Source organism: Sphingobium chungbukense, assembly GCF_001005725.1.
Lineage (GTDB): Bacteria > Pseudomonadota > Alphaproteobacteria > Sphingomonadales > Sphingomonadaceae > Sphingobium > Sphingobium chungbukense.
Map to the genome: position 1 here is coordinate 366293 of NZ_LBIC01000007.1, position 24648 is coordinate 390940.

22 protein-coding genes are annotated in these 24648 nt (G+C 65.0%); all 22 read right to left on the bottom strand.

From position 1 onward, the window contains the following. Positions 1-77: 77 nt before the first annotated feature. The gene (locus YP76_RS16700; protein ID WP_046764721.1) at positions 78-1235 is read right to left on the bottom strand and encodes a deoxyguanosinetriphosphate triphosphohydrolase; all 1158 of its coding nucleotides are present in this window, start codon (positions 1233-1235) and stop codon (positions 78-80) included. Positions 1236-1245: 10 nt separating this feature from the next. Beyond that, positions 1246-2976 carry an SPOR domain-containing protein gene (locus tag YP76_RS16705; protein ID WP_232307591.1) on the bottom strand — a complete coding sequence of 577 codons (1731 nt, stop codon included), beginning with the start codon at positions 2974-2976 and terminating at the stop codon, positions 1246-1248. 174 nt (positions 2977-3150) lie between these two features. Next, the gene (gene ftsZ, locus YP76_RS16710; protein WP_046764723.1) at positions 3151-4605 is read right to left on the bottom strand and encodes a cell division protein FtsZ; all 1455 of its coding nucleotides are present in this window, start codon (positions 4603-4605) and stop codon (positions 3151-3153) included. Positions 4606-4714: 109 nt separating this feature from the next. Continuing rightward, positions 4715-6001, bottom strand: a complete 1287-nt coding sequence (gene ftsA / locus YP76_RS16715) for a cell division protein FtsA (RefSeq protein WP_046764724.1) — start codon at positions 5999-6001, stop codon at positions 4715-4717. A gap of 5 nt (positions 6002-6006) precedes the next feature. Next, positions 6007-6954, bottom strand: coding sequence for a cell division protein FtsQ/DivIB (locus YP76_RS16720; RefSeq protein ID WP_046764725.1), 948 nt, complete (start codon positions 6952-6954; stop codon positions 6007-6009). Further along, positions 6947-7897, bottom strand: a complete 951-nt coding sequence (locus tag YP76_RS16725; protein WP_046764726.1) for a D-alanine--D-alanine ligase — start codon at positions 7895-7897, stop codon at positions 6947-6949. The genes YP76_RS16720 and YP76_RS16725 overlap by 8 nt, the downstream gene beginning before the upstream one ends. Further along, entirely contained in the window at positions 7894-8835 is a 942-nt protein-coding gene (gene murB / locus YP76_RS16730; RefSeq protein ID WP_084733218.1) for a UDP-N-acetylmuramate dehydrogenase, read from the bottom strand. Before murB ends, YP76_RS16725 begins: the two co-directional genes overlap by 4 nt. Then, positions 8832-9029 carry a hypothetical protein gene (locus YP76_RS16735; RefSeq protein WP_046764728.1) on the bottom strand — a complete coding sequence of 66 codons (198 nt, stop codon included), beginning with the start codon at positions 9027-9029 and terminating at the stop codon, positions 8832-8834. The genes murB and YP76_RS16735 overlap by 4 nt, the downstream gene beginning before the upstream one ends. Next, positions 9029-10450, bottom strand: a complete 1422-nt coding sequence (gene murC / locus YP76_RS16740; protein ID WP_046764729.1) for a UDP-N-acetylmuramate--L-alanine ligase — start codon at positions 10448-10450, stop codon at positions 9029-9031. The genes YP76_RS16735 and murC overlap by 1 nt, the downstream gene beginning before the upstream one ends. Beyond that, a complete protein-coding gene (gene murG, locus YP76_RS16745) occupies positions 10447-11628 on the bottom strand; it encodes an undecaprenyldiphospho-muramoylpentapeptide beta-N-acetylglucosaminyltransferase (RefSeq protein ID WP_046764730.1) in 1182 nt (393 codons plus the stop codon). The genes murC and murG overlap by 4 nt, the downstream gene beginning before the upstream one ends. Then, on the bottom strand, positions 11625-12827 hold the full coding sequence (locus YP76_RS16750) for an FtsW/RodA/SpoVE family cell cycle protein (protein ID WP_046764731.1): 1203 nt from the start codon (positions 12825-12827) through the stop codon (positions 11625-11627). Before YP76_RS16750 ends, murG begins: the two co-directional genes overlap by 4 nt. A 13-nt stretch (positions 12828-12840) precedes the next feature. Further along, entirely contained in the window at positions 12841-14145 is a 1305-nt protein-coding gene (gene murD / locus YP76_RS16755) for a UDP-N-acetylmuramoyl-L-alanine--D-glutamate ligase (RefSeq protein ID WP_046764732.1), read from the bottom strand. A gap of 5 nt (positions 14146-14150) precedes the next feature. Then, positions 14151-15224, bottom strand: coding sequence for a phospho-N-acetylmuramoyl-pentapeptide-transferase (mraY, locus tag YP76_RS16760; protein ID WP_046764733.1), 1074 nt, complete (start codon positions 15222-15224; stop codon positions 14151-14153). Then, complete coding sequence (locus YP76_RS16765) at positions 15224-16600, bottom strand: UDP-N-acetylmuramoyl-tripeptide--D-alanyl-D-alanine ligase (RefSeq protein ID WP_046764734.1); 1377 nt, start codon at positions 16598-16600, stop codon at positions 15224-15226. The genes mraY and YP76_RS16765 overlap by 1 nt, the downstream gene beginning before the upstream one ends. After that, on the bottom strand, positions 16597-18039 hold the full coding sequence (locus tag YP76_RS16770) for a UDP-N-acetylmuramoyl-L-alanyl-D-glutamate--2,6-diaminopimelate ligase (RefSeq protein ID WP_046764735.1): 1443 nt from the start codon (positions 18037-18039) through the stop codon (positions 16597-16599). The genes YP76_RS16765 and YP76_RS16770 overlap by 4 nt, the downstream gene beginning before the upstream one ends. Before the next feature lies 1 nt (position 18040). Then, a complete protein-coding gene (locus YP76_RS16775) occupies positions 18041-19741 on the bottom strand; it encodes a peptidoglycan D,D-transpeptidase FtsI family protein (RefSeq protein WP_046764736.1) in 1701 nt (566 codons plus the stop codon). Position 19742: 1 nt separating this feature from the next. Next, on the bottom strand, positions 19743-20396 hold the full coding sequence (locus YP76_RS16780; protein WP_046764737.1) for a colicin transporter: 654 nt from the start codon (positions 20394-20396) through the stop codon (positions 19743-19745). Beyond that, on the bottom strand, positions 20393-21346 hold the full coding sequence (gene rsmH / locus YP76_RS16785; RefSeq protein ID WP_046764738.1) for a 16S rRNA (cytosine(1402)-N(4))-methyltransferase RsmH: 954 nt from the start codon (positions 21344-21346) through the stop codon (positions 20393-20395). The genes YP76_RS16780 and rsmH overlap by 4 nt, the downstream gene beginning before the upstream one ends. Beyond that, complete coding sequence (locus YP76_RS16790; RefSeq protein ID WP_046764739.1) at positions 21343-21840, bottom strand: division/cell wall cluster transcriptional repressor MraZ; 498 nt, start codon at positions 21838-21840, stop codon at positions 21343-21345. The genes rsmH and YP76_RS16790 overlap by 4 nt, the downstream gene beginning before the upstream one ends. 183 nt (positions 21841-22023) lie before the next feature. Next, positions 22024-23256 carry a motility-associated ABC transporter substrate-binding family protein gene (locus tag YP76_RS16795; protein WP_046764740.1) on the bottom strand — a complete coding sequence of 411 codons (1233 nt, stop codon included), beginning with the start codon at positions 23254-23256 and terminating at the stop codon, positions 22024-22026. A gap of 43 nt (positions 23257-23299) precedes the next feature. Next, complete coding sequence (locus YP76_RS16800) at positions 23300-23605, bottom strand: hypothetical protein (RefSeq protein WP_046764741.1); 306 nt, start codon at positions 23603-23605, stop codon at positions 23300-23302. A gap of 42 nt (positions 23606-23647) precedes the next feature. Next, positions 23648-24643, bottom strand: a complete 996-nt coding sequence (locus YP76_RS16805) for a cysteine synthase A (RefSeq protein ID WP_046764926.1) — start codon at positions 24641-24643, stop codon at positions 23648-23650. Between the last annotated feature and the right edge of the window lie 5 nt (positions 24644-24648).

A 24648-nucleotide genomic window follows, 5' to 3' on the forward strand; every position in this document is an offset into this window, starting at 1 on the left:
CTCGACGCCGGAGACCTTCTCGCATTGCGTCAAACGCGCTCGCGCGTCAATCGGGCAATCTTCGGGCCGGCGCCGTTTCAGGCCATCTCCAGCCTGCCGAAGATTTCGGCATGACATTTCTCAGCATAGCGGTCCGTCATCCCGGCGATGAAGTCGCCGATATGGCGGCTGCGCTGCGGTTCGGACGACAGGCAATCGGCGCGCCATTCCACCGGCATCAGCATCGGGTCGGCCTGATAGGCGCGGAAAAGGTCGGTTACGATCACCCGCGCCCGGTCGGCCGCGGCGAGTTGCGAGGGATGATGGTAGAGCGTTGCATACATGAAACGCTTGAGTTCGCGCTCCTGCGCCGCAAGTTCGGGCGAGAAGGCGACGAGGGTGCGCCCGGCCCGGCGAACATCCTCCACCGTCTCCACGCCGGAATCAGCGATGTTGGCGCGCGTAGCGGCGATCAGGTCGTTCGCCATGACGCCGATCTGCTCGCGCACCAGTTCACGCAGCAGCCGGTCCTCGGCTATGTCGGGATAGCGGGCACGCACACGCTCCCAGCAGGTCTTGACCAGCGGCACGGACAGAAGCTGGTCCAGGGTCAACAGCCCTGCCCGCAACCCGTCATCGATATCGTGATTGTCATAGGCGATGTCATCGGCGATCGCGGCCAGTTGCGCCTCCAGGGAAGCATGGCTGGACAGGTCGAGCGGGAACAGCGCGTCCACCTCCCCCATCGCCCAGCCGGGCCTGGTGACGGGGCCATTATGCTTGGCCAGCCCCTCCAGCATCTCCCAACTCAAATTCAGGCCCCGGAACAGCGGATAGGGACTTTCCAGCAGCATCAGCGTACGCAGCGTATGCGCGTTGTGATCGAAGCCGCCATGGGAGTCCAGCGCCGCTTCCAGCGCATCCTCCCCCGCATGGCCGAAGGGGGGATGGCCGATATCATGGGCCAGGCAGAGCGCTTCGGTGAGGTCTTCGTTCAGCCCCAGCGTCCGCGCGGTCGTTCGGCCGATCTGCGCCACCTCCAGGCTGTGGGTCAGGCGGACGCGGAAATGATCGCCGTCGGGCGACACGAACACCTGCGTCTTGTGCCGCAGGCGGCGGAAAGCGATGGAATGGATGATGCGGTCCCGATCACGCTGGAACAGGTCGCGCGGTCCCCGCATCTCGCCGCCCGGCTCGGCGTGGAGGCGGCCCCGGCTCCGGTCGGGATGCGAGGCATAGGAAGCAAGCAGCGTCATGGAAGTCGCCCTACTTGGCCGGAAGCCGTTCGACCACCTCTCCGGCATCGCTTTTCCAGGCGAACACATCCGCACCCGCCGCTTTCAGCTTGTCCTCCAGCGCCTTGGCCCGGGTGAAGCTGGCGAACGGCCCAACCAGCAGACGGTTGGTCCGGCCCCAGCCCGCGACCCAGGCGTCCTGGGGTTCGAGCGAATCATATTTCTTGCGCAGCCCCTTCATGGTGAAGGCCAACGCGCCCTTGTTCGCCCCCGTACCGACCTGAAGCCAGTTGCGCGAGGGATTGGCGGCCAGGCGCGCCTTTTCCTCGGCGGCCTTCTTCTTTTCCTCGGCCAGTTGCTTCGCCTTGGCATCAGCTTCAGCCTTGGCCTTGGCGGCGGCCGCCTTCTTTGCCTTGTCCGCTGCCGCCGCGGCCGCAACTTCGCGCGCGGCCCGGCGCGCGGCCTGCATCTGCGCGATTTCGGTCAGGTCGACCGCGACAACGCTCGACTGGCGCTCTGATTCCGGCACGTCGATGGCATGGATGATATCGGCCAGCGATCGGGTGACGGCCGGGTCGATCTGTGGCTGCGGAGCCGCAGCGGCAGGCGCGGCTTCGACGACGGCAGACGGTGTGGCAACGGGCGTCTGGGCCGGTGGCACGCCCTGCGGTTGCGGCGCCGGGGTGCGCGGCGCTGATGCCTGCGCCAGCGTGATCGCATTGAGCTGGCTGCCCGATGGGGTGGCGGTTGCGGGGGGTTGAGCCGGAACGGATTCGAAACCGGGCGCAGGCGGCCCCTGCACATTCTGCGCGGTAGTTCCAGCCTGCTGGACCGGCCGGGGAGCGATCTGAACCGGCGCGGGAGATTGCGCCGGAACCGGACGAGCGACCACATTCGCCTGGGCAAGGGTGGTGCCATCCGTACCGTTGCGGCGCGAACGACGATCCTGCTTCGCCGGCTTGACCGGCTGCGGCGTCTCGGCAACCGGTGGCCTGACGCTCGGCGCCACCGATGCGAAAGCGGGCGGCGTCGGCGTAATCGCGGCGATGCTGGTGCCGACATTGGCCGGAAAATGACCGAAATGCACCGCCGCCGCTTTCTGGGCGGCGGTCAGATAGGGCATTTTCTGCATATAGGGCAGAATCGCGGTGGCGAGCTGCGACGGCATGGTCTGCTCGGCGATCTTCTTCGCATCGGCCTGGCGGTTGTTCATCGCTAGGATGAAGGCACGATAACGCCAGGCAGCCCGATCACTCTTGTAAAGGAGCGGCTTCAGCACCCGTTCCGCGGCGTCCACCTGCCCCGATATGCCCAGCGAGGCGGCATAGCGATGGGTGAGTTCCACATCATCGGGCGTCCGCTGGAGCGCCGCGTGATAATCCCGCTGCGCGCCCGCTTGGTCGCCGGTCATGTCCCTGGCGAGGCCGCGATCCGACAGCAGCGTCGCCTCGGGATAGCCCAGCCGCGTCGCCTGATCGAAAAGGCGCAGCGCCTCGGCCGGATTCTGGTTCTTCAGCATGACCCGGCCAAGGCCCGCCTTCACCTTCCCATTGCTGGGCGCGAGCATGTCGGCACGGGCGAAAAACCCTGCGGCCGCCCGCGCATCGTCCATGTCGAGCGCCGCTTCCCCCGCACCGATCAACGCCGTCACGTCACGCGGATTGGATGCCAGGCGCGCCAGATTATTGTTGAGATTTTCAGCGCTGGAGGGGCGGATCGCCTGCACCTGGGCGGGCTGTGCCAGAATGGGTTGCGCTGGCATGGTGCCCGCTAAAAGCAGCCCGCCGAGAATCCATATGTCATAACGTCTCACAGGGAGCCCTTTAGCGGAAGGAGGCGGGACAAGGGAATATGTCTAAAGAAAAAGCGCGCCCGGTTGCCCATGGCAACCGATGGCGCGCTTGTTCTGACGGGGCCGGGAAAAACCCGCGCCCGATTACTGGTTGCTCTGACGATTCAGGAAACGCGGGATGTCCGGAGCCGAAGCACCATCGTCACTGGCGGCAGCGCCCTTGTCCGCACCGCGGGTCAGACCTGCCATGCGCTCGAACAGCGTGCCCCCCGTGGCAACGCGCGGCGCGCCCTGCGGCGCAGGCGCTGGGGCAGGCTTGGCTTCGGCTTCCTCTGCACCCAACAGCAGTTCGTCCTGCGACGGGTCCTCGTCCGAGAAGACGGCGGCCGGACGCGGCGGCGCCAGCGGCGCGGACTTGGGCTGTTCCGCGGTCGGTGGAGTCAGCGGCGCAGGCGCAGGCGCGGCCGGCACGTCCAGTTCCAGCGTTTCGGGCTCCGGCTCCGGCGCAGCGACCGGGGCAGGCGCGGGCGCGGCAACGGGTGCGGGCTTGGGCGCGGCCGCACTGGGCACGGCAACCGCCGGACGGCTGGTGAAGCTGAACGGCTGGGTCAGCGGCGCCGCGGCACCCGACGCATCGCTGTCGATGCCGGTGGCGACCACCGACACGCGGATCTTGCCGTTGAGACCGTCGTTGAAGGCCGAACCCCAGATGATGTTCGCATCCGGATCGACCAGTTCACGGATATGGTTGGCGGCCTCGTCCACTTCCATCAGGCGCATGTCGTCGCCGCCGACGATGGAGACGATCACGCCCTTCGCGCCGCGCATCGACACGCCGTCGAGCAGCGGATTGGCGATCGCCTTTTCCGCGGCTTGCAATGCGCGGCCGTCGCCTTCCGCTTCGCCGGTGCCCATCATCGCCTTGCCCATCTCGCCCATGACGGAGCGGACGTCGGCGAAGTCGAGGTTGATGAGACCCGGCATGACCATCAGGTCGGTGATGCCGCGAACGCCCTGCTGCAACACCTCGTCCGCCATCTGGAAGGCTTCCTTGAAGGTGGTGTTGGGGTTGGCGATCAGGAAGAGATTCTGGTTCGGGATGACGATGAGGGTATCGACATGCTTCTGCAGTTCCTCGATGCCGCTCTCCGCCGACTTCATGCGGCGATTGCCCTCGAAGGTGAAGGGTTTGGTCACGACACCGACCGTCAATATGCCCCGATCGCGCGCCGCCTTGGCGATGACGGGCGCCGCGCCGGTGCCGGTGCCGCCGCCCATGCCCGCCGCGATGAAGCACATATGCGCGCCGTCCAGCGCCTGCTCGACGGACGCGATGGTCTCCTCAGCGGCGGCCTTGCCGATTTCGGGACGCGAACCGGCGCCCAAACCCTCGGTGATCTGCGGGCCAAGCTGGATGCGCCGTTCCGCGGGCGAGGCGTTCAGTGCCTGCGCATCGGTATTGGCGACGATGAAATCCACGCCCTCGACCGAGGCGGCGATCATGTTCGCGATGGCGTTGCCGCCCGCGCCGCCGACGCCGATCACCGCGATGCGTGGCTTCAATTCGTCCACATGCGGTGGGCTGATTTCAATGCTCATAAATTCTAGCTCCCTCCAGCTTCGATGTCGTGAGCGAAACTGTCATCGAAGGTTAATGCAACAGATGATGGCGTATTTCACCAGGTAATTTCGTCTATCGACGTTTATTTCAATAGTTCGTCTTCATCGCCTTCACCATTCTCTGCCACCATGCAGGCGCGCCGATACGATGAACCGTCTGAGGAGCGGGTGCTATCGTTCTAAGATCAACCGGGTTCGAAGCGCCGTAAAGCGCAAGACCGGCGAGTGTCGCAAAGGCCGGACCACTGTGCGCCTCGGGCAGTGCGGCAAGGCCACGCGGCCGACCGATGCGCACGGCACGTCCCAGGGCCCCCTGCGCATAATCCGCAATGCCCTTCATTTCCGCACCGCCGCCGGTCAGCACGACCTGCCGTCCGGTCGGCGTGTTGAAGCCCATGCCCGCCAGCGCCGCATTGACCTCGACCATGATCTGGTTCAGCCGTTCGCAGATCACCGCCACCAGCGCGGCACGGGTGATCTTGCCGCCATCGGCATTGGGCCCTGCGCTTTGCCCGGGAATGGCGACATCGCCATGGGGCGTGGCGATTTCGATCATGTCGCGGAAATCGCGGCGGTTCTGCATCGCGGAACCGTAAAAGCATTTGATCCGCTCCGCCTGGCTGCGGCGAATGCCGAAGGCGGAGGCGATGTCGTCGGTAATGTCCGAGGCGCCGATGGGAATGCTGTGCAGGCCCACCAGCATTCCGCCGGCATAAAGCGAGACATTGGTGACGCCCGCACCCAGTTCGACGAGCGCGACGCCCAGGTCCCGCTCCTCTTCCGACAGGCAGGCGAGCCCGGTTGCGATCGGCGAGGCGACGATCGAATTGACGTTGAGATAGGCGCCCCGCACGCACAGGTCGAGATTGGCCAGCGGAGCCCCGTCGGCCAGCACCACATGGATGTCGACGCCCAGCAGGTCGGCATGCATCCCCAGCGGCTTTTTGACCGGCACCCGGCCGTTGATGGTGAAACAGGTCGGCTGGGCATGCAGCACCACCCGGCCGTCGGGATCGATCCCCTGCTGCCCCGTGGTGAGCAGATCGTCGATATCCGCCTGTTCGACGCGATAGCCGCCCATGTCGCGCTCGACCGTGACGACGTCACTGACCAGGCTGCCGCCCGAAAAGCTGACCCAGACGTCCTCTATATTGGTGCCGGCGACCCGTTCGGCCTGCTCGACCGTTTCCCGCACCGCGAGTTCGGTGCGCTCCATGTCGGCGATGAAACCGCGCCGCACGCCCCTGCTCTCGCGCTGGCCGGTGCCCAGGATCGCCAACTCGCCATTTTCGGTGCGCCCCGCGATCAGCGCCGACACCTTCCACGATCCGATATCGATCGCGGTGACGAGCTTGTCGACCTTGGGCTGGGCCATGAAGCTTAACCTTCCTCACCCTTTGCGGGCGCTTCCGCGCTCGCAGCGGGCTTATCATCCGATGCGCCGGTCGCCTGGCCTTGCGGCAGACGCAGCACGAAACGGTCCGGGTCACGCATGTCGAATTTGACGATGCCTCGTCCGAGCAGACGGTTCACCCCGTCCATGCGCGCGAAATTGACAAGCGCGGTCGCGGAGGGCTTGTCACCCTCTGGCAGCGACAGCGTCTCGCCCGACTGGAAGCGCAAATCCCAGCGTCGGTTCCCGACCCAGGTCGCGCCGGCCAGCATCGGCTTCAGCGCAGGCGCATTCTCCATAAGCTTGTTGAGGCCCGCGGTCTGGAGATTGGCGTTCGGCCCCACCACCAGCGGCAGGTCGGGCATCGCACCCGCCGACACCGATTGCAGCACCACACCCTGCACGTCGATCAGGTGGAGCTGGCCGTCATGCTGCCAAACCGCCACCGGATCGCGCTCCACGATATCGACCACCAGCGTGTCGGGCAGGCGGCGGGAAATGCGCGCATCCTTGACCCAGCCCAGTTTCAGCATGTCGCCACGTACCTTGGGCAGATCGAGCGCCAACATGGAGCGGCTCACCTGACCCAGGGCAATATTGTAGATGGGCAGTTCGTCCATTCGCTCGACGCCGCGCACTTCGACCTTTTCGACCTCGAAACCGGCCTTGGCGGCAAGTTCCGACGCCTTCTGTCCGGCCATGGCGGGAACGCCCATCACCATGGCGATGCCGACCACGCCCGCCAGCACGATGCCGACGATCGTCCAACTCGCCACACGTTGCAGCGTCTCTTCGCTGAAGGGCAGCAGATCGAGCAGGCCGTCCACCCAGCTCCGCCGCTTGGCCGTACGGCCCCTTGCCCCACTGCGACCGCGCGCGCCGGTCGTGCGCGTCAACCGCGCCGTTCCGCCACGCCGGATGCGTGCTTCAGCCATGTTTCGCCCCCCTTGCACCTTGCAGTGCGTCCTCGACTATACGCTCCACCAGTTCCGCATAGTCAATGCCCAGCTTCGCCGCCTGTTCGGGCACAAGGCTCAAGGGCGTCATGCCCGGCTGGGTGTTGACCTCCAGCAGAAACAGGCCCTCGACCCCCTGATTGTCGTCCCAGCGGAAATCCGACCGCGAGGCCCCTTTGCAGCCCAGCAACTGATGGGCACGCAACGCGATCGCCTTGCAAGCCTGCCCAATCTCTTCGGGAATCTCCGCCGGACAGACATGCTCGGTCATGCCGTCGGTATATTTGGCGTCGAAATCATAGAAGCCGCTCTTGGGCCGCAATTCGGTCACCAGCAGCGCTTCATCGCCCAGCACGGCCGTCGTCAGTTCCCGGCCGCGAATATAGGGTTCGGCGAGCAGTTCATCGAAATGCAGCCACGGCCCCTCGACATCGCGGCCGATGGGTGAGCCATAATTGCCGTCCTGTGTCACGATGGCGACACCGACCGAACTGCCCTCATTGACCGGCTTCACCACATAGGGGCGCGGCAAGGGATCGGCTTCGAACAGGCTCTCGCTGCTCACGATATGCCCGCCGGGCATGGGGATGCCGTGCGGCACCAGTGCCTGCTTGGTAAGCTGCTTGTCGATGGCGATGACCGAGGTGGCAAGGCCCGAATGGGTGTAGGTGAGCCCCATAAGGTCCATCATGCCCTGCACCGTGCCATCCTCGCCGGGGACGCCATGGAGGGCGTTGAACACGACATCGGCCTTGGCTTCGGCAAGACGCGCAGCGACATCGCGGTCCATGTCGATCCGCGTGACCTTGTGCCCGCGCGATTCCAGTGCCTTGGCGACGCCTTCGCCGCTCGACAGCGAAACGGGCCGCTCGGCCGACCAGCCGCCCATCAGGACAGCAACATGCCAGGGACCACGGCTCATTTCGACAACCTCACTAGATTTTCCTGATTGGCGTCGTCGGCAAACAGGCCGACACGCTGAATTTCCCATTCCAGTTCAACGCCGCTCTTTTCCCTGACGCGGCGGCGGACCTCCTCGCCCAAAGCCTCAATGTCCGCGCTGGTCGCATCGCCGAGGTTGAGGAGGAAATTGGTGTGCTTCTCAGAGACCTGCGCCCCGCCCAGTTGCAGGCCGCGGCATCCGGCCTGATCCACAAGGGCCCAAGCCTTGTGCCCTTCCGGATTCTTGAAGGTCGACCCTCCGGTCTTGCTGCGCAGCGGCTGGCTTTCCTCGCGCGCGGCGGCGATGCGGTCCATCTCCGCCTGGATCGCGGCCGGTTCGCCCGGAACGCCCCGGAAGACCGCGCTCACCACCACGGCGCCTTCGGGCAGCATGCTGTGGCGATAGGTGTAGCCCAGCGCGTCGAGCGGCAGCGTTACCCTCTCACCCGAACGCAGCACCACTTCGCACTCCACGAGAATATCGCAGGTCTCGCGTCCATAGGCGCCACCATTCATCCGCACGAAACCGCCGACCGTGCCGGGGATCGAACGCAGGAACTCCAGTCCGGCGATCCCGGCATCCCGCGCCGTCGAGGAAACGAGGATACCCGAAGCCCCTCCCCCGCAACGCAGCGACGTCGCGTCCACCTGCTCCACCCTGGCGAAGGGCTTGCCAAGGCGCACGACTACACCCGGAACGCCGCCATCGCGGACGATCAGGTTGGACCCCAGCCCCAGCGCCATCACCGGGATCGCCGGATCGCACAGGCGCAGAAAATCGGAAAGGTCTTCGGCATCCTTCGGCTCGAACAGCCATTGCGCGCGGCCCCCCGCCTTGAACCAGACAAGGGGACCAAGCGGCGCATCCGCCTTGAGCGAGCCGCGAACCGGAGGGAGGGAGTTCGCCGCCAGCGTCAATCGCGCATCCCCCAAAGCCGCATCCAGCCCTTCATCGCCTTCATGCCAGCCTCACCCGCATCATGGGCGGCGAGCCCGGCATCGACATTGCGCTGGGCCGCGTCGACCATCTGCTGCGCGACCTCGACGCCCTGCATCTGGATGTCGATCATCCGCTTCTGCATTTCGAGGCCGACATTGAACAACTCAAACATCAGACCGCCTCTTTCGCCGCGACCGCCGGAGCCAGCCCCGCCGCCCATTTGGTGATGTCGCCCGCGCCCAGGCAGATGATCATGTCATCGGCCTGCACATCGGCGGCAATCGCGCGCGCAAGATCGTCCGCGCTCTCGATGGTCGCAGCGTGGCGATGGCCGCGACGCTTGAGACCGGCGACGAGCTCGGCGCTGTCCACACCCTCGATCGGCTGCTCGCCCGCCGGATAGACCGGCGCCGCATAGACGAGATCGGCATCGTTGAAGGCCTGCTGGAACTCGTCCATCAGGTCGCGCAGACGCGTGAAACGGTGCGGCTGGACCACGGCGATGACCCGGCCTTTCGCACCTTCGCGGGCAGCGGCAAGCACGGCCTTGATCTCGACCGGATGGTGGCCATAGTCGTCGATGACGGTCGCGGTGCCGCCGCCAACGGCGATTTCCCCGACCTTGGTGAAGCGGCGCTTCACCCCGCCGAACTTGGCGAAGCCGGTCTGGATGGTCGCGTCGTCGATGCCCATTTGCAGCGCCACGCCGATCGCCGCCATGGCGTTCAGCACATTGTGGCGGCCCGGCATCGGCATTTCGATGCCCTCGATGCGGCGGGCGGAGCCGTCACGTTCGCGGATCTGCACGTCGAAGCGGTTGCCGCCGGGAACCGGTTGCACATTCTCGCCCCGAATATCGGCTTGCGCCGAGAAACCATAGGTGACGATACGCCGGTCCTGCACGCGGGGCAGGATGGCCTGAACCTCCGGATGGTCGAGGCAGAGCATCGCGGCGCCGTAGAAAGGCACATTCTCGACGAACTCGACAAAGGCGTCCTTCACCTTGTCGAAGCTGCCATAATGGTCGAGATGCTCGGGATCGATATTGGTCACGACCGCCAGCGTACCGTCCAGCCGCAGGAAGCTGCCGTCGCTCTCGTCGGCTTCGACCACCATCCAGTCGCTCTTGCCGAGGCGGGCGTTGGAGCCGTAGCTGTTGATGATACCACCATTGATCACGGTCGGATCGACCCCGCCCGCGTCCAGAAGCGCAGCAACCATGGAAGTGGTCGTGGTCTTGCCATGCGTGCCCGCGACCGCGACGGTGGATTTGAGGCGCATCAGTTCCGCCAGCATTTCGGCGCGGCGGATGACGGGCACGCGCTTTTCCAGCGCCAGATCGACTTCCGGATTGCCCTTCTTGATCGCGGTGGAGGTCACGACCACGGCCGCGTCGCCCAGATTCTCGGCCTTGTGGCCGATCATCACCGCTATGCCCTTCTTGCGCAGCCCTTCGACGACATAGCCTTCCGCCACGTCGGACCCTTGAACCTTGTAACCCAGATTATGCATCACTTCGGCGATGCCGGACATGCCGATGCCGCCAATGCCGATGAAATGGATCGTGCCGATGTCGGTGCCGACACCCTTCATGCGGGAACTCCCTGGAGATTGAGGCTGGTCGGCGTCGGGCCGACCTTGAGCGGATCGTTCATGATCGGCGCGGAGCCGATGCTTTCCAGCAGATCGGCCATGTCGCGCGCCGCGTCGGGGCGGCCGCAGGCGCGGGCGCGCCTGGCAGCGTTCTGAAGCGCGCCGGGTTCCAGCGCCATTTTCTGCATCTGCTTGGCGAGTTCGACCGCGGTGAAGCGCGCCTGCGGTATCGTCCGCGCTCCGCCCGCCTCGGTCATCTCGCGGGCGTTGGCGGTCTGATGGTCGTCCATGGCGCTCGGCAGCGGGATCAGGATCGCCGGACGGCCAGCGCAGGTCAGTTCCGCCAGCGTCGAAGCCCCCGCTCGCGCAATCACCAGATGCGACCAGCCCAGCTTTTCCGGAACATCGTTGAAATAGGTCGCCAGATCGGCCGGAATCTCAAGATCGGCATAGAGCTTGCGTACCCGCTCGATATCCTCGGCGCGGCATTGCTGCGTCACCTGCAAGCGGCGGCGCAGGCTGAGCGGCAACATGCCGAGGCCATCGGGCACCACGCTCGACAGGATGGTCGCGCCCTGGCTGCCGCCGATCACCAGCACGCGAAACACGCTCTCGTCGGTCAGCGCGGGGAATTCCTCCTCGCGAAGCTGCTTCACTTCGTCGCGCACCGGATTGCCGATCAGATGGACCTTGTCGGCATAGCGATCCTTGAGCCGCTGCACGTCGGGATAGGCCGTCGCGATCGCATCAACCCGTCCCGCCAGATAGCGGTTCACCCGGCCCAGCACGGCATTCTGCTCATGGATCGCGGTCGGAATGCCGTCGGCCAGCGCGCCAAGCAGCGCCGGCATGGCCGGATAACCGCCAAAGCCGACCACGGCGGTCGGACGGAACGTCTCGTTCAAGCGCCGCGCCATCGCCCGGCCGGCCAGAATCGATTGCAACGCCCCCGGCCAACTCTTCGGATTCTTGGTCATCCGCCCGGCAGGCATGACATGGACCTGCGCCCGGCTTCCCGGCGCCTTATCGAAAATGCCGGGAATCTTCGCACCGCGCTCGTCCGTTACCAGCGCGACATGGTGCCCGCGCAGCATCAACTCTTCCGCAACGGCGTGCGCTGGAATCATATGACCACCCGTCCCGCCTGCGGCGAGGACGAAGTGTCGGGAAATGCTCATCGACCACTCCATTTGACGACCGTGTGCCGACCCATGAAGGGATTGCGCCGCGTGAACGCGAGCAGCAGGCCGACGCCGATACAAAGCGCCAGCATAGAGGAGCCGCCATAGCTGATAAAGGGCAGCGTCATGCCCTTGGAAGGAAATATCTGGGCATTGACGCCCATATTGATGATCGCCTGCAAGCCGAATTGGGTGGTGAGGCCTGCTGCTGCGAGGATGGTGAAATTATCGTCCTCATCCAGCATCCGCAGAAACACGCGCACCACGATGGCCAGATAGACGCAAGCAATGCCGATACAGGCAAGCAGGCCGAACTCCTCCCCGATCACGGAGAAAATATAGTCGGTATGCGCCTCGGGCAGCCGGAATTTGGCCTGCCCGCCGCCCGGCCCGACACCCAGGAAACCGCCATGGGTGATGGTGCGGAAGGCCAGTTCGGTCTGGTCCGGCCCCATATCCTGCGCCACACCGATACCCAGGAAGTCGTTGATCCGCTGACGTCCATTCTCGTAGAACATGTACATCAGCACCAACCCACCCAGCCCGGCGCCGGCAAGACCGCCGATAGCCTTCATCGACACGCCCGACAGCAGCAGCAGACCACCCCAGCAGGCGAGGAAGATCACGGTCTGGCCGAAGTCCGGCTGCTTCATGAGGATCGCGGCGATCAGCGCCGTGGTTGCGCCGGTAAAGGGGATCACCGGCAGCGTCATGTCCTTGCCGCGCAGGGAAAGCAGCCAGGCCATGGTGACGACATAGACGGGCTTCAGGAACTCGGAGGGCTGGAAGCGGAAGCCCGGCAGGTCGATCCAGCGCTTCGCCCCGTTCACCACCGATCCCAGCACCGGCACCAGCAACAGCGCGATCGCAAAAAAGATGCAGAGCCCGACCGCCAGCCGACGCGCCTGGGTCCGCGGCAGCATGGAGATCACCAGCATGATCGGCAGACCGATGAACACCCACATGAGTTGGCGGTAGAAATAGATGAGCGGCGTTACCGAAACCGTGCTGGTGGAACGGTCGATCGCCGCGACCGGCGAGGCTGCCGCGACGGCGACCAACCCGATCGCCATCAGCGCGACGATCAGCGACAGCAACACGCGGTCGATTTCCCAGAACCAGATGGCCAGCGCCGTGCGCTCACGCGGGACGGTGCGGTTCCTGAACTCCTTGACCAGTTCACCAGCCCTGAACATGCAGCTTGCCCCTCTATTCCAGTGCAGCGACGGCGGCGGCGAAGGCATCACCCCTCGCCTCGAAGTCACGGAACTGATCGAAACTCGCACAGGCGGGCGACAACAGCACCACGTCCCCCGGCTGGGCCACCCGCGCCGCGCGGCGAACGGCGGCCGATAGCATCTCTGAGTCATCCACCGCCATAGAGGGACGCAACAGTTCAGCGAACATAGGCCCCGCTTCACCGATGGTATAGGCCTGTGCGACATTGCCGAACCAGGGCACGCACTCGTCCAGATTGTCCGTCTTGGCAAGGCCGCCGACGATCCAGTGCAGCCGCTTGCGGCCATCGACCGGCGGATAGGCGGCAAGCGCCGGCGCGGTCGAGGCAGCGTTGGTCGCCTTGCTGTCGTTGACATAGAGGACGCCGTGCAATTCCCGCACCCGCTGCATCCGGTGCGGCAGGCTGGCATAGCTTTGCAACGCGCTCTCGATCACCGCCTCGTCGATGCCAAGGGCGCGGGCAACGGCGATGGCGACGGCCGCATTCTGGGCATTATGCGGCCCTTGCAGCGCTGGCCAGCCCGCCTGTGCGGCAGGATCGATGTCGGCGGCCTTCACCTCCACCCGCCGCGCGCCGGGGTGTGCGGCGATGGAGCGGCTTGGATCATCCTCCGTCGCGATCACCGCGACATGATCCGCCGACTGCATCGCGAACAACCGCGCCTTGGACGCGACATAGCCTTCAAAGCCATTATAGCGGTCGAGATGGTCCGGCGTGATGTTGAGCAGCACCGCCACGTCGCAATCGAGGCTCTGGGTCAGGTCGATCTGATAGCTGGACAGTTCCAGCACATAGATGCCGCCTTCAGGCAGCGGGTCCTGCCCAAGGATCGGCAAGCCGATATTACCGCCCATCCGGGTCGGAATACCCGCCGTCTCGATGATATGATGGACCAGCGCGGTGGTGGTCGACTTGCCGTTGGTGCCGGTGATGCCGACCACCCGATGCTGGGGCAGCGCCGGCCGCGCGAGCGCGAACAGCTCTATGTCGCCGATGACCGGCACGCCCGCCAGCTTCGCATGCATGGCAATCGGATGCTTGTTGAGCGGCACACCGGGCGACACGACCACACCGTCGAAGCCACGCAGGTCGATTTCTGCCGGATCGGCCAGTTCCGCCTTGCCCGCGACGACGGCGCGGGCTTCTTCGCGGCCATCCCAGGCGACAACCTCAGCGCCGCTCGCCGCAAGGCAATCGACCGTCGCCAGCCCCGACCGCGCCAGCCCCAGCACCGCATATTTCTTGCCCGCAAAGACGTCCGAAACGATCCCCATGGCGCTCACCGCAGCTTCAGCGTGGCAAGACCGGCCAGCGCCAGCACGAAGGAAATGATCCAGAAACGGATCACCACGGTCGGCTCAGCCCAACCCAGTTGCTCGAAATGATGATGGATCGGCGCCATCTTGAATACGCGCTTACCGGTGCGCTTGTAGAAGAAGACCTGGATGATGACCGACATGGCCTCGACCACGAACAGCCCGCCGATCACGCCCAGCACGATCTCATGATGCGCAGTGACGGCGATCACGCCGATGGTGCCGCCCAATGCGAGGCTTCCGGTATCGCCCATGAACACGGCGGCGGGCGGCGCGTTGAACCAGAGGAACGCGAGGCCCGCGCCGATGATCGCGCCGCACAGGATGGTGAGATTGCCTGCCCCCGGTACATGCGGAATGCCCAGATAATGGGCGAAGTCCGCACGCCCGACCAGATAGACGATCGCCATGAACGCCATGCAGGCGATGATGACCGGCATGGTGGCGAGGCCGTCCAGCCCATCGGTCAGGTTCACCGCGTTGCCGAACGCCACGATCACGAAGGCAGCGAAGAGGAAGTAGAACGGCCCCAGTTCGATGGCGGGCCCATTGTAGAAGGGCAGGTAGAGCGCGGTATTGCCATGCTGGTTGACGATCAACCACGCCGCGAAACCCGCGATCAGGAATTCGAAGGCAAGGCGCATCTTGCCCGAAAGCCCCTTGTGACTGGCCTTCGTTACCTTGTCATAATCGTCCAGGAAGCCGATCGCGCCAAAGCCCAAGGTCACGAACAGACAGGCCCAGACATAGATGGATGACAGGTCCATCCACAGCAACACGGACGACATGACCGAAGTCAGGATCATCAGTCCGCCCATCGTCGGCGTGCCGCGCTTGGCGAGGTGCGTCTGGGGGCCGTCGTCACGGATCGGCTGCCCCTTGCCCTGCCGCACCCGCAGCCAGCCGATGAAACGCGGGCCTATGACAAGGCCGATGATCAGCGCGGTCGCGATCGCGGCGCCGGCGCGAAAGCTCAAATAGCGAATGAGGTTGAACACACCCGCGAAATCCATGGTCTGGGCAAGCCAGTAGAGCATCAGTTCTTCGCTTCCTGTAGCGCGGCGACCAGACGCGACAGGCCGATACTGTTCGAGCCTTTCACCAATATCGCGTCGCCCGCGCGTATTTCACTTTGCAAGAGATGGGTCGCCTTAGCCGTATCCGGCACATGGTCGAAGGCCATCACGCCTTTCAGCGTTTCCGCCAGAGGCTGCATTTCATCGCCCACGAGGATGGCATAATCCACTGCTCCCGCCGTCAGCGGCTCGACCAGCCCGGCATGCAATTCCCGGCTGCGGTCGCCCAGTTCGCGCATCCCCCCCAGCACGGCGACGCGGCGCTTGGCCTGTTCCTGGCCCAATTGCTTGAGCGTGGCCGCCATGCTCAGCGGATTGGCATTATAGCTTTCATCGATCAGCAGCGCCTCACCGCCCTGGACCGGCACTATGCGCCGCTCGCCACGGCCGGGCAGCCCCGGCATCTCCGCCAATGCAAGACCAGCCGCCGCCAGATCGCCACCCAGCACCTCCACCGCCGCCAGTACCGCCAGCGCGTTGGATACCCAATGCTCGCCCGGCGCGCCGACGGTGAAGCACAGTTCCACGCCCGGTAGCGTCGCCGTGACCAGCGTGCCGCCACCCTCAGCCGGAACCATGTCGCGGGCGCGGACATCGGCAGCCGGATCGAAGCCGAAGGTCAGGATACGCGCCGCATGCTGCTCGGCCTTGGTGTAGAGCGTCGCGACATGCGGGCTGTCATAAGGGATGATCGCCGTGCCACCGGGTTCCAGGCCTTCGAAAATCTCCGCCTTGGCCTGCGCTATCTTCTCCTCGGTGCCGAAGAATTCGATATGGGCGGGTGCGATGGCGGTGACGATGGCGACATGCGGCCGGACCTGCCGGGTCAGCGCGGCCAGTTCGCCAGCATGGTTCATGCCCATTTCGAACACGCCATAGGCCGCATCACGCGGCATGCGCGACAGACTGAGCGGCACACCGACGTGATTGTTGTAACTCTTGACCGATCGATGCACCTCGCCGGGACAAATCCGGTCCAGCGCAAGGAACAGCGCTTCCTTGGTGCCGGTCTTGCCGACAGAGCCGGTGACACCGACCACCTTGCCCTGCATCCGTGCCCGCGAGGCCCGACCCATCGCCTCCAGCGCCTGCGCGCTGTCCTGCACCAATATATGGGGCTGGGCGATCGGCTCACTGACGATAGCGCCCGCCGCACCCTGGCCGAAGGCCTTGTCGACGAAGCGATGGCCGTCCGTCGCCTCCCCCTTCATCGCGACGAACAAGTCGCCGTCCGTCACCTCCCGGCTGTCGAACGCCACGCCAGAAACGGCGAAGGGCGCCGATGCGACGCCCCCTGTTGCCTGCGCGATCTCCTCAGAGGTCCAAAGCGCGCTCATCCGGCACATTCCCGCGCCACGGTCACATCGTCGAAAGGCAGCACACGGTCGCCTATGATCTGCCCCTGCTCATGCCCCTTGCCCGCGAGCAGCACGATATCATCCGCCCCCGCCTGCGCAATGGCGGCGGCAATGGCGGCGCGACGCCCGCCGATTTCCTCCGCCCCCGGCGCGCCCGCCATGACGGCCGCGCGGATGGAGGAAGGCTCTTCCGAACGCGGATTATCGTCGGTCACGATCACATGGTCGGCCAGCTCGGCGGCAACCTTGCCCATTTGCGGGCGCTTGCCCGCATCGCGATCCCCGCCCGCGCCGAACAGCGCGATCAGGCGCCCACGCGTATGCGGCCGCAGCGCATCGATCGCGGCACGAAGACCATCGGGCGTATGCGCATAGTCGACATAGACCGGAGCGCCCGCGCGGGTGATCACCGCCCGTTCCAGGCGCCCGCGCACCGGTTGCACCCGGCCGAGCAGTTCCAACACCCTGGCGACATCCTCGCCGCCTGCGATCACCAGGCCGGCGGCGGTCAGCGCATTGGCAGCCTGATAGGCACCGATCAGCGGCAGGTTGACCTTGTAGGACTTGCCCTCAACCTCGACCTCCAACGTCTGGCCCAACTGGGTCGGGGTGCGGTTGGCAAGGCGCAATGCCTGCCCCTGCACCCCGACGCTCAGCACACGAAGCCCCCGCTTCGTAGCCCGCTGGAGTACCTTGCCCGACCATGCGTCATCGGCCCAGACGACCGCCGCGCCTTGCGGAGCGACCACCTCGTCGAACAGCCGCATCTTGGCCTCGAAATAGCTGTCCATGTCGCCATGATAATCGAGATGATCGCGCGACAGGTTGGTGAAGGCCGCAGCCGACACCGGCAGGCCTTCGGTGCGATACTGCGCCAGACCGTGGCTCGACGCCTCGAACGCGGCATGGGTGATGCCCTCGCGCTTGAGACCCGCCATGTTGGACAGAAAGGTCACGATGTCCGGCGTGGTCAGCCCCGTCGACACCTGATCGACCGAGGTGGTGACGCCCAGCGTACCGATCGAGGCCGAATGATGCCCCAGCATCCGCCAAAGCTGGCGCGCCAGTTCCACCGTGGATGTCTTGCCGTTGGTCCCGGTGACGGCAACGGTCACATCGGGGAAGGGCGCAAAATAACGCGCCGCCAACTGCGCAAAGAGCCGGCGCGGATTGTCGGACGCGATATGGATCGCGCCCTCGACCCTCACCTCCGGCCGAGCGACGACCGCCACGGCCCCGGCCTGCACGGCGGCGGGAATATAATCCTCGCCATTCACCCGCATGCCCTGGAAGGCCCCGAACACGGTGCCCGGCGCAACCTTCCGGTTATCGATCGCAAAGCCCGACACCGGCACATCTAGCGATGCCTGCGTGTCGGGCTTTGCATCCAGCCCCTCGACAAGCGACCCGAAGCGCATCCTATTCTTTCTCCTTGTCGCCGTGCAGCAACGGCATGAGGTCGGAAATATCGACATCGCGCCGCTCGTCGGGCAGCACCCCCAGCATCGGCCCGGTGCGCTCCACCACCCGTTTCACGACAGGCGCTGCGGTCCATGCAGCCGTGCGCAGGCCATATTGGCCCGTCGCCTCGTCCATGGTGACGAGGACCACATAGCGCGGATTGTCCATTGGGAAGGCAGAAGCGAAAGTCGTCACCAGCGAAGTCTTGTTATACCGGCCCTCTTGTGGTTTTTCGGCCGAACCCGTCTTGCCGCCCACCCGGTATCCCTTGGCGTCGGCGCTGCGTCCTGTACCCGCCGCGACGATCATGCGCAACAGTTGCCGCATCCGCGCGCTGGTCGCGGCGGAGAAGACACGGCGTCCCTCCGGCACCTCATCGGCCCGCAATTTGCGCAGCGTAGCGGGTCGCCACAGGCCGCCATTCACGAGCGCCGCATAAGCCGAAGCGAGATGCAAAGGCGTTACGGCGATGCCATGGCCATAGGAAACGGTGAGCGTGGTGATGCGCCCCCAATTGGCAGGCCAGAGCGTCCCGGCGCGTTCGTTCAGTTCGATCGGCGCGCGCTGGTCGAAGTGCAACTCCCGGAAAAGATGCTGCAAAGGCTCCGCGCCCATCTGGTCAGCGATGCGCGCCGTGCCGATGTTGGAGCTGTGCACCAATATCTCCGGCACGTTGATCCAGCGGCCGAGCGGATGGTCGTCCTTGATCCGGAAACCGGCAATGGCGAGCGGCGCCGTCGCATCATAGGTCTTGGACATGGAGGTCACGACCCCCCGATCCATCGCCGCGCCGATCGACAGTGGCTTGAAGGCAGAACCGAGCTCATAGCGCGCCTGCACCATATGGTTGCAGAGCGGCGATTCGCTGCACGTCTTGCCCGCATAATTTTGCAGCTTGTTGGGATCGAAGACGGGAATCGAGGCCATGGCGATCACTTCGCCGCTATTCACGTCCAGGATCACGCCGCCCGCGCCCTTGGCCCTGGTCTGCACCAACTGCGCATAAAGCTCGCTTTCCAGCGCGCCCTGCACCCGGCTGTCGATCGACATGGCGAAGGGTTGTCCGCGCAGGGCCGGATTGGTCAGGCGGTCGTTGAACGCGGCTTCGACCCCCATGCCGCCCTTGCCGTCGGCATTGGGCGCAAAGCCCAGAATATGCGCCGCCAGGGTGCGCTGCGGGTAGAGCCTTTCCTTCTCGCGCGGAAATTCGATGCCGATCTCGCCCAGCGCGTTCACCGCCGCGACTTCCTCGGGCAGCGCGCGGCGGCGCAGATAGGCCCAGCCCTTGCCGGTCAGCTTCTTGAGGAAAGCCGCTTCCGGCTCATCGGGAAAGATTTCGTGCAGCTTGCGGGCAAGGTCGGAAGGATCGCTGATCAGCTTGGAAGGCCGCACGGCGATGGAATAGGCGTCCATGGTCCGCGCCAAAGGCACGCCGTTGCGGTCGACGATATCGGCGCGCGCGGGCAGACCCGCCATGACGTCGCCGCCACGCCCGCCGCCCGCAAAAATCCCGACCCAGGTCAGACGCAGGATCACCACGCCGGTGATCAGCATGAACAGGATCAGCAGCAACATCAGCCGATTATGCGCGATCGCGGTCAGGTCGACGCGCTGCTTGCCCGCTCTCGCTCCTCCCGGCTGGACGATGATCGTCGCCATTTCAACGATCCCCCTTGCGGCGCTCGCGCTTCGCCTGCGCCGTCAGATCGCCCATGGTGCTGTCATCCAGCAACTTGGCGTCCAGCATTGCCATCCGCTCCGCGCGGCGGGCGACAGGATTGGGCTTCGAGGTATCGGCGTCGTCCTTCGCCTTTTCCTTGGGCGTCCTGACCGGCACGGCCTTGGCGATCTTGTCGACATTATCCGCCGCATGGGCCTCGCGGATCACGGCGATGTCGCTGCGAATCTGCGTCGCGGCCGGGCTGGCCGGGACAGCCTGGGGGGCCGAGGGCAGGTCGGCGGGCGTCTGCACCATCGCCACCATCACCGGCGGCGCGACATAGTCCGGACCATTGGGCTGCACGCCGTCCAGATGCGCCAGAGCGCGCTCGCCCGCCAGATATTGTTGGGCGGTCGGCGTCGCATACATGAAATCGTCCTGATTCCAGCGCTCCAACTGGCGCATGTTGGCGCGGGCGCTGAACTCGGTCTCCAGATAGCGGATATCGGCCTTTGCCCGTGCGATCTGCACGCGCACCTTCATCAGTTCGTTGCGCTCGGTCGCGACCTTCAGCGACACCATATAGGCCCCCAGCGCCCCCAGTGCGACGAGCAGGATCCAGATCAGGCTCTGCAATCTCTTGACCGCGATCATGGACGGACACTCCGGGGAGAAACTGGGGCGGAAGTACGGATGGCGCTGCGTAGCGTGGCGGATCGGGCCCGGGGGTTGCGGGACAGTTCCGCCTCTCCGGGCCGCACCGCCTTGGCGGGCTTTTCGAAAGTGGGCGCATCGCCCGCCTTCTTTTCCGGCAGATGGCGCGAGCCGCCTCCTTCCCCGCCGCTCCGCTTGCGCAGGAACTGCTTGACGATGCGGTCCTCAAGGCTGTGGAAGGTCACGACTGCCAGACGGCCGCCTTCCTCCAAAATGGCCTCAGCGGCCTCCAGCCCGCGCTCCAGTTCCTCCAGCTCGCGGTTCACATGGATGCGGATCGCCTGGAATGTCCGGGTGGCCGGGTCCTTCTTGTCATGCGGTTTGTGGCCCAACGCCCGGCGCACGATGCTCGCCAACTGCGCCGTACGCTCCAGCGGACGCGCCTCGACGATGGCCTTCGCCACCCGGCGCGAGCGCGGCTCCTCGCCATAGAGGTAGAGGACGTCGGCGATTTCCTGCTCGGCGGCAGTGTTGAGGAAATCGGCGGCATTCATTCCGCTCTGGCTCATCGTCATGTCGAGCGGGCCGTCCGACTGGAAGGAAAAGCCCCGCTCCGGCCGGTCGAGCTGCATCGAGGACACGCCGATGTCCAGCGTCACACCCGCAACCGAGGTCACGCCACGCTCCGCCAGCAAGGCTTCCATTCGCGAAAATTCGCCCGCGATCAGAATGATGCCATTGGCGTCGGCCAGCGCCTGCCCTTCCCGGATCGCATCGGGATCGCGGTCGAAGGCAAAGACCTTCGCGCCCTTGGCCGCCATCGCGCTGCTATAGCCGCCCGCACCGAACGTGCCGTCGACATGGACCTCGCCGGGGTTGATGGCGAGGGCGTCGAGCACTTCGTCGATGAGCACCGGAATGTGGCGATCATGATCGGAAGAGGCGCTCACTTACCCCCTCCCGAGTCGCGCTGGTCCAGCCAGCGGCGGACCTTGTTGCGGATCAGTTCGGGCCGATCCTTAGAGTCGACCAGCGTTTCGGGCCTCCAGATCTGGATGTAGCGACCCACGCCGTAGAAGAAGACGGCATCGGTTATGCCATATTCATCCTTGATATCGGGATGCATGGCGAAACGGCCGCCCTCGTCGAAATTCACCTCCTCGATGGTTCCGAGGCGACGTTCCAGTTCCAGGTCGGCATTATAGTCGCGGCCAGCAGCGCGCGCTTCGCGGGCCAGTTCCTCGACCTCCTCGAACAGATAGCGGCGGTGCGATTCTCCAAAACCCGTGGCGCAGGGGTTGCCGCCATGGACCGAGAGAAACAGCTTGGTTTCATTGCCGCTGGAGAGCTTGACCTGCCGGCGCATCTCCAGGGGCAGCACGAACCGGCCTTTGCCGTCCGCGACGCTGAACGCGTTGCCCGTAAAGAGAATGACTTCCGACACTTTTGGACTGCTGCCCCTTTGGTTCGCGGGCGCAGGCCGTCGCCGTCCGGATACGCCATCGCGACCCGGGCAACAGGACTAGCAAAGCCTGACAAACCCCTATGGCCATTGAATACCAAGCCACAGGGTTCAAGAAAAGGGATATTTTGGGAGAAACCGGGAAATCCTGTTTTGTTCTGGTATTTAATCTCCCTTTTCGGGTTCTTGCCGGGCCAGACGTGGTCGCGCAAGGCTGAAACGAGCCCCATTCCATGGCCCGAACAGCACCGTTCCCAACGCCGCCCAGAAAAACCCGACCAGAACCGCCCAGCGCACCGCTCCGACCAGGGCATCTCCCGTGCGCACCCAGCGCCGTCCTTCGGGTAGCGGCTGGCCCAACAGCTGCGCGACGAATTGCGGTGTGTCGGCGGTCCATTGCGCGGGGTCGAGCGGCGCGCTGGGATCGGCGAGCCACAGGCGGTCGTCGATGAGGTCGGCATCAGCGACGATGGTCGCGCTTCCCCTTCCCACCACACAGCGCGCCACCCGCCTGCCCTCTATGATGCGGCAATCGGGAGAGGCTTTCCCGAGAACTGAAGCGGCGTAGAGGGTCAGCATCCGCCCATCGCCCAGAAAGTGACGCACCTCCCCTGCGTCCGCGTCGGGAAGCAGTTTCACCCCCAACACCTCTATCATGGCGGACAACAGGGTCACGGAGGGAGGCCGGCGCCGATCCCCCAAAGGCAGTACGAGCGGCCAGCGCAATTGCGGATCGGCAAGGATCAATGCCGTCCCGCCCCCGCTGATCCAACCATGAAGCGCGACCAGCTCATTCATCGAAAAGGCACGCGGTTGGGCAAGCAGCAACCGCTTTGCTTTGCCCAAACCCAGCGGACTATCGACCGGCTCCACCTCGAAACGCTGGCGCAGAATAGTGATGATCGGAGCATCGGCCTTGGCCGCCAATCCCTTTTCGCCTTCGCGCCAGAACAACGGAAGACCAGTGATAACGGCCAGTTCCGGCCGTTTTCCGGGGAAGGGTTTCAAGGGCGGCTCCTTGGCAAACCACCAAGCCGCGAGTGCGAGCAGGGCGCACCCTATCCCCATGGCCCGCCGCGCTCCTGCGAAAGCCGGAATATGACGGTGGGCCAACCCAAACCCCGCCAGGGTCGCGAGTAACGCCACGCTCAGAAACCACAGTACCGGCTCGACCGCAGGCACTCGCCATGTCGCCAGAAAGGCGCAACACAATATCATCCCAGTCGCACCCGCGCTCGCCCAAAAGGCCGCGCCCACCCCCCGGCGCACCACCAACCAGGCCGCAACCGGCGCCAGCAGCAAAGCCGTCAGCATCCATCCGCGCGGATCGACCTGTCCGGTCGCCAGCAACCCCGGCAGTCCGCCAAGCAGCACCAGCACGCCCGGCAGCCAGAGCATCACCAATGTCCGAAGCGCTGCCCCCAAAGCCTGTCCCGACCGTTCAGCGCGAAGCCGGCGGAAGCTCGCGATCCATGGGTTTCTTGAGATTCGGGTCCGGTTGCAAATCCGGCACGATCGGTGCCTGTTCCGGCGCGGGCTGCACACCCAGTTCCGCCAGCGGCTCCTTGGGCGCCACGGCATTCACGTCCAATGTCGGCACGGTCGGCGGCGGCACGGCTGGATCATCGATCCGCGCCTTGTCGATCACGATATTCGCCAGACCCACGAGCAACACCACGCCCGCCAGCCCGGTGAGGCCGATCTGGACACGCTGCAACCCTTCCTGTTGGCGGGGTGTTTCAGCCATGAAGCGCTCTTTTTCTTTTACTGCCGAGACCCGTATCGGCGATCACCGAGTGTGCGCGAGCCAGGGGAAGACAGTCAAGCCCTTCGATTCCAGCCATTCGCGATTATAGAGCGTTGAAAGATAACGGAAACCCGTATCGCACAAAATCGTGACGATCCGCTTGCCCGGCCCAAGCTGCTTCGCCAGCGCCACCGCGCCCGCGACATTGATGCCCGACGACAGGCCCAGGCATAGCCCTTCCTCGGCCAGCAGACGCCTGACCCACAGCAGCCCTTCCTCATCGGAAATGCGGAACTGGGTATCGATCGGCGCACCCTCCAGATTGGCGGTGATGCGGCCTTGTCCAATGCCCTCGGCCACCGAAGACCCTTCCGCCTTCAACTCGCCATGGGCATAATAATTGTAAAGCGCCGCGCCATGGGGATCGCTGAGCGCAATGATGACATTCTCGTCATGCGCCTTCAGGCCCAGCCCGACGCCGGCGATCGTTCCGCCGGTCCCCGCCGCGCAGGTGAAACCGTCGATCTGCCCGTCCATCTGGGTCCAGATTTCCTCGGCGGTGCCGATGATATGCGCCTTGCGGTTGGCGATATTGTCGAACTGGTTGGCCCAGATCGCGCCCTCTGTCTCCTCCGCCAGCCGCCGCGAGGTGTGCACGAAATGGCCGGGATTGGAATAGGGCGCCGCCGGCACCGTCACCAGTTCCGCACCCAGAGCGCGAAGCGTATCCATCTTCTCCCGGCTCTGCGTCTCGGGCATGACGATGATCGACTTGTACCCCTTGGCATTGGCGACCAGCGCCAGGCCGATGCCGGTATTGCCCGCCGTCCCTTCGACAATGGTGCCGCCGGGCTTGAGCTGCCCCTTTTCCTCGGCATCGTTGACGATGAACAGCGCCGCGCGATCCTTCACGGAGGCGCCGGGATTGGCGAATTCGCATTTCGCGTAGATATCACAGCCCGTCTCTTGCGAGGGACCGGTGAGGCGCACCATCGGCGTGTTGCCAATCAGGGCGAGGCTATCTTTCTGAACCAGCATGGCTT

Excerpts from the sequence above, each read along its gene's own strand:
- mraY (WP_046764733.1), bottom strand. The coding sequence starts at position 15,224 with ATGCTCTACTGGCTTGCCCAGACCATGGATTTCGCGGGTGTGTTCAAC.
- YP76_RS16765 (WP_046764734.1), bottom strand. The coding sequence starts at position 16,600 with ATGAGCGCGCTTTGGACCTCTGAGGAGATCGCGCAGGCAACAGGGGGC.
- YP76_RS16795 (WP_046764740.1), bottom strand. The coding sequence starts at position 23,256 with ATGCTCTGGCTGCCGGGCGTGCTGGTGCTGCTTGGCGGACTGCCGGGG.
- YP76_RS16705 (WP_232307591.1), bottom strand. The coding sequence starts at position 2,976 with ATGCCAGCGCAACCCATTCTGGCACAGCCCGCCCAGGTGCAGGCGATC.
- ftsZ (WP_046764723.1), bottom strand. The coding sequence starts at position 4,605 with ATGAGCATTGAAATCAGCCCACCGCATGTGGACGAATTGAAGCCACGC.
- YP76_RS16770 (WP_046764735.1), bottom strand. The coding sequence starts at position 18,039 with ATGCGCTTCGGGTCGCTTGTCGAGGGGCTGGATGCAAAGCCCGACACG.
- YP76_RS16775 (WP_046764736.1), bottom strand. The coding sequence starts at position 19,741 with ATGGCGACGATCATCGTCCAGCCGGGAGGAGCGAGAGCGGGCAAGCAG.
- murD (WP_046764732.1), bottom strand. The coding sequence starts at position 14,145 with ATGGGGATCGTTTCGGACGTCTTTGCGGGCAAGAAATATGCGGTGCTG.
- YP76_RS16735 (WP_046764728.1), bottom strand. The coding sequence starts at position 9,029 with ATGTTTGAGTTGTTCAATGTCGGCCTCGAAATGCAGAAGCGGATGATC.
- YP76_RS16805 (WP_046764926.1), bottom strand. The coding sequence starts at position 24,643 with ATGCTGGTTCAGAAAGATAGCCTCGCCCTGATTGGCAACACGCCGATG.
- murG (WP_046764730.1), bottom strand. The coding sequence starts at position 11,628 with ATGAGCATTTCCCGACACTTCGTCCTCGCCGCAGGCGGGACGGGTGGT.
- YP76_RS16800 (WP_046764741.1), bottom strand. The coding sequence starts at position 23,605 with ATGGCTGAAACACCCCGCCAACAGGAAGGGTTGCAGCGTGTCCAGATC.
- YP76_RS16700 (WP_046764721.1), bottom strand. The coding sequence starts at position 1,235 with ATGACGCTGCTTGCTTCCTATGCCTCGCATCCCGACCGGAGCCGGGGC.
- YP76_RS16750 (WP_046764731.1), bottom strand. The coding sequence starts at position 12,827 with ATGTTCAGGGCTGGTGAACTGGTCAAGGAGTTCAGGAACCGCACCGTC.
- YP76_RS16725 (WP_046764726.1), bottom strand. The coding sequence starts at position 7,897 with ATGAGCCGTGGTCCCTGGCATGTTGCTGTCCTGATGGGCGGCTGGTCG.
- YP76_RS16780 (WP_046764737.1), bottom strand. The coding sequence starts at position 20,396 with ATGATCGCGGTCAAGAGATTGCAGAGCCTGATCTGGATCCTGCTCGTC.
- YP76_RS16720 (WP_046764725.1), bottom strand. The coding sequence starts at position 6,954 with ATGGCTGAAGCACGCATCCGGCGTGGCGGAACGGCGCGGTTGACGCGC.
- ftsA (WP_046764724.1), bottom strand. The coding sequence starts at position 6,001 with ATGGCCCAGCCCAAGGTCGACAAGCTCGTCACCGCGATCGATATCGGA.
- murC (WP_046764729.1), bottom strand. The coding sequence starts at position 10,450 with ATGAAGGGTGTCGGCACCGACATCGGCACGATCCATTTCATCGGCATT.